The following is an 11,092-nucleotide window of genomic DNA, read 5'->3' on the forward strand; positions in this document are numbered from 1 at the left end:
TAAGCGGTCATTAAAAAATTATAAAAAAAGCGGGCTTATGATTAAGTCCGCTTTTTTACCCTAAAAATCTGCTTAGCGCATGGTGACAAACTCTTCTGAGCCAGTCGGATGAATCGCCACCGTGTCATCAAAGTCACGTTTGGTTGCACCCATTTTGATAGCAACAGCAAAACCTTGAATCATCTCATCGACGCCAAAACCTACGCCATGCAAGCCCACTACTTTTTCTTCCTCACCCACACAAATCAGCTTCATGTGACACGGCTCGCGGTGCTTGGTCACTGCACTATACATCGGGGTAAAACTGGATTTATACACTTTAACCGCATTGATGCCATAGCCTTTAACCGCCTCTTCTTCACTCAGCCCTACAGTACCAATCGGTGGGTGGCTAAAAATCACGCTCGGCACTAGGTTATAGTCCAAATGCTCATTGGGTTTGTTGTTAAACAAGCGCTCAGATAGTCTGCGACCTGCTGCCACCGCCACTGGGGTCAATTGAATACCATGTTCGATGATATCGCCCACCGCATAGATACCTTCGACATTGGTATTTTGATAGGCATCGACTTTAACAAAGCCTTGCTCATTGACTTCAACGCCTGCTTTATCAAGATTGATGGTATCGGTTGCAGGTTCGCGACCCGTTGCCCAAATCAAACAATCCACCGTCAAGGTCTCATTGTTTGACAATTCAATGCTCAATGAGCCATCTTGGTTTTTGCGTACTTGTTGTGGCAGCAATCCATAATGAAATTCAATACCATCATCGTGCATGATATGGGTGAGCGTGGTGACAATGTCGGCATCGAAGTTTTTGAGCACCCGCTTGCTACGCACAATCAGATGGGTCTTTGAGCCCAATGCATTCATCACCCCTGCAATCTCAACACCGATATAGCCTGAACCGACAATCGCTACCCGCTGTGGTAATTCGGTCAAGTCAAAAAAACCATCCGAGTCAATACCCAACTCTGCCCCTTCAATCGCGGGGCGAACAGGTCGACCGCCCATCGCTAGCAAAATATGGTCAGCGGTAATGGTCTCTACCGTGCCGTCATTTTTATACACCTCAACCGTATGTTTATCAGCAAATTTGGCAAAACCATGAATCACATCGACTTGGTTATTTTTGAGACCATTGTTGTACGACTGATGAATACGGCTGATATAAGCTTGGCGACTTTGTACCAATTTGGCAAAGTCAAATTGTTTAACATCCAAATCAAAGCCATAGTCAGGCGCATAATGATGTATCGCTGCTGCCATATTGGCGCCATACCACATCACTTTTTTGGGCACACAGCCAACATTGACGCAAGTACCGCCTAGCTGCTTGGCTTCAATCAAGGCACATTTTTTACCATAGCTGGCAGCACGGTTGATGGATGCAATGCCCCCTGACCCACCACCAATCGCGATATAATCATAATGTTTGCTCATAATTCTTCCTGTTTTTTGGTCATTTTCAAAGTTACATGCGGTTATTTTACCAAGTTTTGGTGGCGAGAAAAGTTTTTAATTCTTACCTTTCTCATTGATAAAATAAAACAAATCAGCGTTTTTTTTTGAATAATTTTAATGAAAAAGGTTTAAACACCCTTGCCTCACCGCAAAAGGCATCAGATAAAATCGGGTTTTTTTGGGTTGGCAAAATTCAATCGGCTGTGCCATCAATTGCGTGCTTAGTGTTGGGACAATCAGCCAAGCTTCATCGGCATCAAATTCACTGGCGTAGGTAAGTAGTTGGTACATGTCTGCCAAGCTTATGTCGTTAAAAGTAGCAGTTTTTTTCCATTTCACATCGGCGATAATGAGTTTATCGGCAGACTTTAACCAAATATCGGGTTTGATGGTTAACCCTTGCTGCACGGTCAATGGCTGTCTTTTTTGCTCAACCAGCTCAAAATTCTGCCCTACAAATTGTTCTTGGATTTTTCTGCCCACCCATTTTTCAAAGGCAAATGGCATATTCACCAGCCAAGTTGGGGTCAAAAACTGCCCTTGGCTGCTGGCTTGTTGTAGCGTCAGCAGCGCATAACAAAAGCTGATAAAAGTATAATTACGCTGGGCAGTCAGACTGGGCAACGCGGTCAACTCTTGTAGCGCTTGAGAAAATAAGCTGCCGTATAAGTCTTTGGCAACGGTAGCCACTGCCTGCCATGGGCTCGGTAATGGCATAGCCATGCTGCCAATCACACGCTCGATGGTGGTTTTCACCAAGCGATTGCCAGCGGTATCCATCGCAAAATTTTCAGTCTGATGATAAAACTTATGCGGCTGGTGGAAGTTATGCTGCAATTGCTCTTTGACCAGTAATTTACCCTGCAGATAGGGCTGATTTTGCTCAAATTGCTGATATTGCTGATTGGGGACATACTGCGCAAATCCCTGCCAAAAATACGCTTGCAGCCACTCGCTAAGCGATAGTGAATGATTGATTGGTGGAGGATTGGGGGCTGGAGGATTGATGAGTCGTTGATTGGCTAGATTGGGTAACGATTTGGGCAATAAGGCTTGCCACACTGCTGTCAGCATCTGTTGCACCCATTGACGGGTTTGGGTAACTTCATGGGCATGGGTGATTTGGGCTTGTGCAAGTTTTGGCAAAATCTCAACCTGCCCGCCACTGGGCAACCCAATCACACCGATATAGTGGCGCACTTTGAGTTGCCACTGCTGCTGTTTACGCTCAATGCGAAACACGTCAAAATTTTGCTCGATAAGCCAGTCAAAATCTTGCCCATCGTCAAAATCTGCCGCGGTCAAGCAACTATGTTCAAACGTGATGATGGCTTTCATGAGGCGCTTTGATAGATTGCAAGATAGCTATTCGGGTCATCAAGCGCTTGGGTATTAATGTCAAAACCCGCTTGCTGCGCCATAAATCCAGTTGCTTTTTTGTTATCAACCAGCCTGATAAAGCGCTGCCCAAAGACTGCTTGCAAGATTTGTCCATGGTGCTGGCAGGCTTGCGCAACTTGTGGGATGATGGATTGGCTAAACGCAGCGCTTAACGCTTGCAGCGAATCAATACCCCACAAAAAACTATGCCCTAACTGGCTGTCTTTTGCCAAATTTTGCAAGATTCTTTCATTCAATGCGGTCAACAACTTGGCTAAATCAATCTCAATCCCATTTGCCATCACTTTACCCAATAACTGTGGCTGTGGTTGACATTCAATAAATTCAAAACGGCGGCGAAATGCCATATCGAGCGGTGTCAATGAATGATCTTGGCTGTTCATGGTGGCGTAGATATCGACATTGCTAGGCACGCTAAACGGCTGACGCGAATATGCCAAATTCACCGACAGGCTATCTGTCTGTCCTGCGCGTTTAGTCGGTTCAATCAAACTCATCAATTCCCCAAACACGCGGGCGACATTGGCGCGGTTGATTTCATCAATCAACATGGCATAACGGTGGCTAGGGTCATGTTTGGCTTGTTGACACAGTCTAAGAAATGCCCCTGACTCAATGCGATAGCTCATCTGTCCATTGTCCGCGATGTGGGGACGAATCCCTTCGACAAATTCTTCATACCCATACGCTTGATGAAAACTGACAAAACTAAATCGTTCTAGCTTTGGCTGCAAATAGTTGGGCTGAAACTGGCTGTGAATCGCCGCTTGGTAATCATCGAGTTTGTTTTGCAAATCTGCTAATAACGGCAAACTGTCTGCTAATAAAAACCAATTACTGCTATCGTCTTTATCAAAATACGATTGGCTAGCCCTTCGATGATATTTGACACGGACTGAGTTCTTATCACTGTACATCATCAATGTGCCCCAAGCCGTTTGATTCAAATTTTCTTTACGGTCATTTAATTGCGCCTTCATCCTAAAAAATTGATGATCGATTATTTCTGGCACTTTAAGCAGTTTTCTACCTTGTTGATAATTATTTAGGAATATCAAACAAATTACATCTCGCCAGCTTAGTGGCTTAAGCAAAGCTTTTAGCAATTCATCCGCATTGGCTACTGGCAAAAACTCGGTATATTGTTTGGCGATTTGTTGCAGTCGGTAGGTCTTGCCTGTCCCTGCTACGCCTGTATAGATAATATTTTTTGCTAGGTCAGTCATGACAGATTATCACTCACGATGGTCATACCTGCCGCTTTTGCTGCACGCGTACCACCCGTCAAATGGACGATGTCCCGATTTGGGTCAATCTCATTGAGCAAAGCGACAGCTTTGGCGGCTTTGCTGCCGCCACCGCATAGCACATAGATAGTACCATCCGTGGTTGCCAATAACTCTGCCGTCAGCGTATCCAAGGGTTGGTTTTTGGCAGACTCAATATGTCCTTGCGCAAATGCTTTACTATCCCGCACATCCCAAACGGTATCGTTTGCGGTGGCAGAAAAGTCGGTAATGGCTAGTTTACGAATCATGGTTACCTCTTAATTTTTAATGTCTATTTTGTGATGGCTTATTATGGATAAGCTGACGAAATTTATCAAATCAGCGATTAATAACCAAATTTTTGCTTCACCTTAACTATTTTTATGAAGTTGATGGCAAATTATGATTTATAATTCATTCCAATATTTTATGTATCTTAATTTTCACTTAAACTTTTATTATCTAAGGAGGGTAGACATCATGCCAACCGTTTCAACCGCGCACCCTGATCATCAGCATATCGCGCTACGCAATGACCCAAAAAAGGTCGCCGTGGCATCCATGATTGGTACAGCTATTGAGTTTTATGATTATTATATTTATGCCGCTGCTGCGGTATTAATTTTTAATACCCAGTTTTTTGATAAAACCGATGAAAAAGCGGCGATGCTTTACTCGCTTTCGACGTTGGCATTGGCATTTATTGCCCGCCCTTTCGGCTCAGCGTTATTTGGTCACTTTGGTGATAAACTCGGTCGTAAAAAAACCTTGGTGGCCTCTCTGCTCACGATGGGTTTATCAACCGTAGCGATTGGTTTGCTACCGACTTATGCCCAAGTAGGCGTCATTGCCCCATTATTGTTATGTTTACTTCGTGTGGGTCAAGGGATTGGGCTTGGCGGTGAATGGGGCGGTGCTGCCTTGGTCGCCACCGAAAATGCGCCAGAAGGCAAACGTGCTTGGTATGGTACTTTCCCGCAGTTAGGCGCGCCGATTGGGTTATTTTTAGCCAACTTAGTGTTCTTTTTACTCAGTTATTTTTTAGGAAAAGATGCCTTGGTCGAGTGGGCATGGCGCATCCCGTTTCTTATTTCAATCGTGCTTGTGGGTGTGGGTCTTTGGGTACGTTTAAGCCTGCATGAAAGCCATGTATTCCTTACCGCTGAAGCCGAAGGCAAAAAAGTTAATGCCCCTGTGTCAAAAGTCATTACCCAATATTGGCGTCCGATTATGCAAGGCACATTCTTGATGGCGATGACTTATGTGATTTTTTATATCATGACTGCCTTCGTACAAGCCTATTCAAAAAGCCCGGCAAAATTATCTTCTTTTGGCTTCCCAACAGGGTTAGGTATTGCCCCAAATACCTTTACTGGCTTTTTATTGGTGGCTGCGATTGTGTTTGGTCTTTTTACCAGTATTTCAGGGATTGGCGCTGACAAAATCGGTCGTAAAAAATGGCTGATTGGCGTGACTATATTATGTATGGTGTTTGCCTGCTTTATGCCCGCATTGCTCAGCAATGGTACACCAACCACGGTATTTATTTTCCTCATTTTAGGCATGGCATGTATGGGTATGTCGTTTGGTCCAATGGCAGCGCTATTACCAGAGCTGTTCCCCACCGAAGTACGGTATTCAGGTGCGTCACTGGCTTACAATCTAGCGGCGATTGTGGGTGCATCTATTCCTGCGATTTATGCCATCAAAATCAATGAGCAATATGGCATGAAAGGTGTGGCTATATATATTGTTATCAACGGTTTGATTTCTCTCATCGCGTTACTCTCAATTAAAGAAACCAAAAATATCGATTTGATGGACTAAAATATAGATTAGAAGATAGACTAAAAACTGATACCTAAAAAACGCTGGCAAATGCTGGCGTTTTTTTTGCCCAAGGCGGTTATAATAAACCTTTCAATACCGTGAGACATAGGATGAAAGCCTATAACCGCTGTGAATGGTGCGGCACTGACCCACTTTATCAAGCTTACCACGACAATGAATGGGGAAAGCCCAGTTATGACGACCGTCATCTATTTGCCATGTTATGTTTAGAAGGTATGCAAGCGGGACTCAGCTGGATTACCATCCTCAAAAAACGCGAGCGTTATTACCAAGTATTTGCTGATTTTGACCCTGCAATTATCGCACAGTTTGATGATGCCAAGGTGGATAGTCTCATGACCGATGCGGGCATTATTCGCCACCGCGGTAAAATCAAAGCCATCATCAACAATGCCAAATGCTATCTAAAAATCACCCAAACCCAATCTTTTGGCGATTATCTTTGGAACTTGTCGCCCAGCGGCTTGGCAAAAATACCGCAGGATAACCACCCAAAAATATTTGCTGATATCCCCACCAATACTGAATATTCAGATAACATGTCAAAACAGCTTAAAAAAGACGGGTTTAAATTTGTGGGCTCGACGATTTGCTATGCGTTTATGCAAGCAGTCGGCATGGTGAATGACCATGTAGCGGCGTGTGATTTTCGATAAGCGGTTTCAATAGTCAACAGCGGATAACATATTTCTCGATGCTACAGATTTCTCGGTGCTACAGACCCCAAAATAGGCTAAAACTAATCAAAATTAATACCAGTAAAATGCTTTGAACCAATAAAAAATGCTGATGCACTTTGAGCAATCCGCGCAGACTGATGCCATAATGACTGACATTTTTGAGAGAATAGCTTTGAAAATCCACCAAGCTACGGCGATGATATTGTGACCGCATGACCTCAACAAACTTATCAGCCGCTGCCGCTGTTGACCCAGCTGACAATAGAGGTAAAAACGCATTGATAACATCTTCATGCGTTTCTGGGTTATTGATATTGACCATCAACATTTGCCAATCTTGAAACAGCCGTTGTTCGATTATCCCTTTAGACTTGAGCGTGACATCGCGGTTGCGCCCATCACGCTGAATGTTACCAAATAATTGCTCAATCGCTGATTTTTCGCCTTCAATGTACTGAAAAAAATAGCCATTACCAAAGCACAAAAAACCGGTAATTTGATGGGCAAGGTTCTCACGCTGTGCCACCGTCATGATATCAGACAGCGTTCTAGGGGTTACGCCAGCTTTCAACGTCATACGGCTCACATAAGTTAGATAATGAATTTGCCCCAAGCAGCACCTCAGTCTTTATGGTTTTACAATTTTTGTTCAGCGCAATTTTAACAATTTATTACATACTAATCCATCCATTAAATCAAGAATATTTGCTTACCTAGTCACAAATAGCGGTTGAGTGGTTATTTTTGGACGCTCGCATTGCATTTACGATCATCAGCAACACCCCTACCCAAATTAAAGCAAAACTGGCAATCATGGTACCATTGACAGCTTCATGCAGCACAAAAATGGACAATAAAAACATCAGCGCAGGTTCAAGATAACTGAGCATACCAAAGGTGTTCATCGGCAACACCTGACTGGCTTTGAGGTTGGTCTGCATGGCAAGCGCACTAATCATACCCAGTCCAATCAATAGCAGCCCCATTGTCATTGACCCAGTGACTATCGATATACTGCTGTTTTGCCATAATAAAAAACCTAGGGCAATCGGTGCAATCACTGACAAATCAACGAACAGCCCCAACAGCGCAGGTACCCCTTGCCAGCGGCGCAGTCCATAATAAATCGGATAAGTCAAACACACCCATGCAGTGACCCACGATACACTCCCCGCGAGCCAAAATTGCAATCCCACCCCTGCTGCCGCAACGATAATCGCCGCCCACTGCAATCGATTTAAGGTTTCTTTAAACACCACACAGCCCATCAGTACCATCATCAAGGGAAGCAAAAAATACCCCATTGCGGTATTGACCGCCTGTCCATTGATAGGCGCCCACATAAACAGCCATAGCTGACTTGCCAAAATCGGTGTCGGCAACAGCAATAAAACCCATTGTTGTTTGTTTAATCCCATCAAAAATGCTTTGAGTTGCCCAAAACTTTGCGTCACGGCCAACAGCCCCACCAACCCAAACCACATCGCCACCATGCGCCACAAAAAAACTTGCGTGCCTGACAACGGCGCAAGCCAGTGACTATACAGATATAGCACGCCAAACAACACATTAGAAATCAATGCCAACACCACCCCAAAACGTAACTTTTTGGCAGCGGTAGCGGGCTGACGGGTTGTTGCCTTGGGCTGGACAACAATAGAAGATGGTGATAAAGCGCTGGAGACTGACATAATTGACCTTGTTATATTTTTGCTTTTGCGGTTAAATTGCCAAGCAGTATAACAATTATCTTTGGTAAATTATTTCAAAATCCCCCAATTTGTGATAATTTAATATTAATATAAGATAAATTTGCTATATTTTTCTCAATTTGTCTTATTTTATATTTTTAGAAGGACATGGCTATGATTCATGAAATCGATGATATCGATAAACGTATTTTAAACTTGTTGCAAGAAGATGCGACCCTACCGCTTAAGAACATCGCCGAAAAAGTGCATGCATCGGTAGCGACCTGTCAGCGCCGTATCCAAATGATGACAGAGACGGGGGTGATTACTCGCCAAGTAGTGATTGTCAACCCCACCGAATTGGGCTTTGATTTAAGCGCGTTTGTGCTGATTGAAATGGAAAAACAAAATACCGCGCTGCAGCATGGCTTTGAGCGCTTGATGAACCGATTGCCCAACGTGATGAGTTGTTATGAAATCTCAGGGGATTATGACTTTTTACTATTGGTACATGCCAAAAATATGGCGGAATATCACCGTTTTACCCGTGATAATTTAACTTATGAAAACAATGTCCGACGCTTTAAAAGTCAATTTGTGATGAACTTCTCCAAGGTAGGCACTAAAATCCAGTTAGATTAGTTAGATTAATGCGCCATCAGACAATGGGCTCAAACAATGGGCTTAGTGCGATACCAAAATGACGTCGGCAACGAAATGCCAAACACCAACGCAGCGGTCACAAATATCGCATTGAAGCTAAAATCCATCATTTGGGTAAATACTTGTGGATTGTAGCCATAGTAGCCTAGCTGTACAAAGCTAATCATAGCTTTGTACGCGGTAATCCCTGGCATCATACACAGCATGGCAGGCACCAAAATCATTTTTGGGGTGAGTAAATATTTTTTTGCCAAATAAATTGCCACAAACGATGAAATACCCGCTGCCACAAATGTCGCTAGTATCAAATTGACTGACAGTTGTTTTAATAGCTCTCTAAGTCCGTAACCTAGCACGGTCAACAATAAGCATTGCCAAATATAGCGGCGCGGCACATTGACAAGCAGTGTCCAGCCAAGCGTCATCAAGCAAGCAAAAGTTGCTGCGCGTATCAAGGCAATCGCATCAATCGCCATTTTTCACCCTACCCAATATTGGCAATAAAATTTTATCAAACGCTTTCATCAACCCACGCCCCAATGACTGATATTTAGTAGTAGCAGTGACAACACGATGCCGATACAGCTCGATAACGTCAAGATAATCACAAACATAAAGCGCCCGATACCGATGTTCATATACCCCTTGAGCATATCTGATAATGAATTTATCAAAGGAAAACTGGGAACCAACCAAAGCACACTTGATGCCATAGCAATATGCGGGTCGTTACCAATCCCCAATAACAGCGCGGTACTGGCGAAGATGGAGCCAAAACACGCCGCTATGAGCGCGGATATAAATGGGTTAAAGTTGCGGTTACTCAGCCATAGCCGCAGCGAATACCCCATCATGCTCGCAATAAAAGTCACCAAACACACCAGTATATCGCCCCCTGCCAAATACGCAAAGCAGGCACACGCCACACCGACCATCGGCGCGACCATCTTGGCAGGATAAGTGCCGCGATCAATCTCATCAAATCGATAAGTCGCATGCTCTAGGGTACTCGTCACCGGCATACTTTCCAAATCCAGTACAATTCGCTGAATTTGCACAATGATATTGACATTGATGGCATGGGTGGTTGAGGCGCGCAGGGTGGTAATACAGCGGTTATTATAAATTGTGGTGATGGTCAAGCCATTATAGGCAATCCCACACTCCACGCTAGCCAACCCCAACGCTAACCCCAATCGGCGGCACAAATCTGTTACCGTTGCCGATTCTGCCCCATATTGCATGAGTAGCAGCCCACAGCGCACACACAGACGGGTGATTTGCTGCTGGTGTTCATACGCCATATACGGCAACCGCCGTCTAGGCTTAGGCTCTGTCGGGGGCGAAAGCTTGGCAGGCTCAGGTGTTAGCGGATCAAGCGCTTCTAGGGCATCAGCAAAGGTATCACTCATAACGCGCTACAAAAAAGTCAAGAAAGCTATAGTTTACCACCAAAGTTTTGGGCAGTTATAAAAAATCTTATTTATAAAGTATGCCGATACTGGACAAAATCCATCTTTTTAGCGATATGGTCGTACAGACGGCGAGCGGAAACGTTGCCTTCTTGAGTGACCCAATAGACCCGATTACAGTTTTTATCTTTAGCAAATTGATAGACATATTTGATCAGCATTCTTCCCACACCTTTACCACGCCCATTTTCTTTGACGAACAAATCCTCAAGATAGCAACAGTCTGTGGTATTCCAAGTATTAGGATGCAATACAACATGTGCAAAGCCGATAAGCTTATCATCCACAAATGCCCCGAAACCAAAAATGGGTGATGTTTCGTCAATGATTTTTTGCCAAGTATTTTCCGTAGTCGCTCGGGGTAGATCTGTTTGATAAAATTCTAAATAGCCCTGCCACAAGGCTTGCCAGTTAGTTTTATCCTGTGCAGTTAGTGGTAAGATTTGCATTATCAATTATCCTTATATTTAGCTGTTGCCAACAAAAAAAATACTACCAATAAAATTATAGCCTAAAGTCATCGTGATTAACCCCAGTTCGACATAAGCTATACCCTAAGGCTTTGAATTAGCAAGCAATCTTAGCGACGAAAGGTTCAATCA

General features: G+C 43.9%; 12 protein-coding genes. 3 read left to right on the forward strand and 9 right to left on the reverse strand.

What is annotated here, in order from left to right; translation table 11 throughout:
* Positions 1-72: 72 nt before the first annotated feature.
* The 4 genes from gorA to ACH0AB_RS09865 all read right to left on the reverse strand — a co-directional run bounded on the left by gorA (position 73) and on the right by ACH0AB_RS09865 (position 4,402).
* Positions 73-1,443, reverse strand: a complete 1,371-nt coding sequence (gene gorA / locus ACH0AB_RS09850; protein WP_353550984.1) for a glutathione-disulfide reductase — start codon at positions 1,441-1,443, stop codon at positions 73-75.
* Between the two features lie 135 nt (positions 1,444-1,578).
* Positions 1,579-2,802: a 5-methylcytosine restriction system specificity protein McrC gene (locus ACH0AB_RS09855; protein WP_406878054.1), complete on the reverse strand. Its 1,224-nt coding sequence runs from the start codon at positions 2,800-2,802 to the stop codon at positions 1,579-1,581.
* Complete coding sequence (locus tag ACH0AB_RS09860) at positions 2,799-4,091, reverse strand: McrB family protein (RefSeq protein WP_406878055.1); 1,293 nt, start codon at positions 4,089-4,091, stop codon at positions 2,799-2,801. The genes ACH0AB_RS09855 and ACH0AB_RS09860 overlap by 4 nt, the downstream gene beginning before the upstream one ends.
* Positions 4,088-4,402: a rhodanese-like domain-containing protein gene (locus tag ACH0AB_RS09865; RefSeq protein WP_406878056.1), complete on the reverse strand. Its 315-nt coding sequence runs from the start codon at positions 4,400-4,402 to the stop codon at positions 4,088-4,090. Before ACH0AB_RS09865 ends, ACH0AB_RS09860 begins: the two co-directional genes overlap by 4 nt.
* A gap of 208 nt (positions 4,403-4,610) precedes the next feature.
* Here ACH0AB_RS09865 and ACH0AB_RS09870 point away from each other — a divergent pair, with 208 nt between their 5' ends.
* The gene (locus ACH0AB_RS09870; RefSeq protein WP_406878061.1) at positions 4,611-5,960 is read left to right on the forward strand and encodes an MFS transporter; all 1,350 of its coding nucleotides are present in this window, start codon (positions 4,611-4,613) and stop codon (positions 5,958-5,960) included.
* 113 nt (positions 5,961-6,073) lie between these two features.
* Positions 6,074-6,640 carry a DNA-3-methyladenine glycosylase I gene (locus ACH0AB_RS09875; protein ID WP_007115876.1) on the forward strand — a complete coding sequence of 189 codons (567 nt, stop codon included), beginning with the start codon at positions 6,074-6,076 and terminating at the stop codon, positions 6,638-6,640.
* 58 nt (positions 6,641-6,698) lie between these two features.
* Here ACH0AB_RS09875 and ACH0AB_RS09880 read toward each other — a convergent pair whose 3' ends face one another.
* Together ACH0AB_RS09880 and rarD are read right to left on the reverse strand one after the other, a co-directional pair.
* The gene (locus tag ACH0AB_RS09880) at positions 6,699-7,277 is read right to left on the reverse strand and encodes a BLUF domain-containing protein (RefSeq protein ID WP_007115875.1); all 579 of its coding nucleotides are present in this window, start codon (positions 7,275-7,277) and stop codon (positions 6,699-6,701) included.
* A gap of 100 nt (positions 7,278-7,377) precedes the next feature.
* Positions 7,378-8,355: an EamA family transporter RarD gene (gene rarD, locus ACH0AB_RS09885; protein ID WP_406878057.1), complete on the reverse strand. Its 978-nt coding sequence runs from the start codon at positions 8,353-8,355 to the stop codon at positions 7,378-7,380.
* Between the two features lie 174 nt (positions 8,356-8,529).
* Between rarD and ACH0AB_RS09890 the strand changes: the two genes are divergently transcribed.
* Positions 8,530-8,997 carry an Lrp/AsnC family transcriptional regulator gene (locus ACH0AB_RS09890; RefSeq protein ID WP_062331430.1) on the forward strand — a complete coding sequence of 156 codons (468 nt, stop codon included), beginning with the start codon at positions 8,530-8,532 and terminating at the stop codon, positions 8,995-8,997.
* Positions 8,998-9,026: 29 nt separating this feature from the next.
* Here ACH0AB_RS09890 and ACH0AB_RS09895 read toward each other — a convergent pair whose 3' ends face one another.
* The 3 genes from ACH0AB_RS09895 to ACH0AB_RS09905 all read right to left on the reverse strand — a co-directional run bounded on the left by ACH0AB_RS09895 (position 9,027) and on the right by ACH0AB_RS09905 (position 10,939).
* Complete coding sequence (locus ACH0AB_RS09895) at positions 9,027-9,494, reverse strand: threonine/serine exporter family protein (RefSeq protein ID WP_007115872.1); 468 nt, start codon at positions 9,492-9,494, stop codon at positions 9,027-9,029.
* A 48-nt stretch (positions 9,495-9,542) separates the two neighbouring features.
* Complete coding sequence (locus ACH0AB_RS09900) at positions 9,543-10,430, reverse strand: threonine/serine exporter family protein (RefSeq protein WP_227715590.1); 888 nt, start codon at positions 10,428-10,430, stop codon at positions 9,543-9,545.
* Positions 10,431-10,501: 71 nt separating this feature from the next.
* Positions 10,502-10,939 (reverse strand): GNAT family N-acetyltransferase, encoded by a 438-nt coding sequence (locus ACH0AB_RS09905; RefSeq protein ID WP_406878058.1) that lies wholly within the window; start codon positions 10,937-10,939, stop codon positions 10,502-10,504.
* Between the last annotated feature and the right edge of the window lie 153 nt (positions 10,940-11,092).

It is taken from the genome of Moraxella sp. 179-F 1C4 NHS, assembly GCF_045370505.1.
Taxonomy (GTDB): domain Bacteria; phylum Pseudomonadota; class Gammaproteobacteria; order Pseudomonadales; family Moraxellaceae; genus Faucicola; species Faucicola tetraodonis.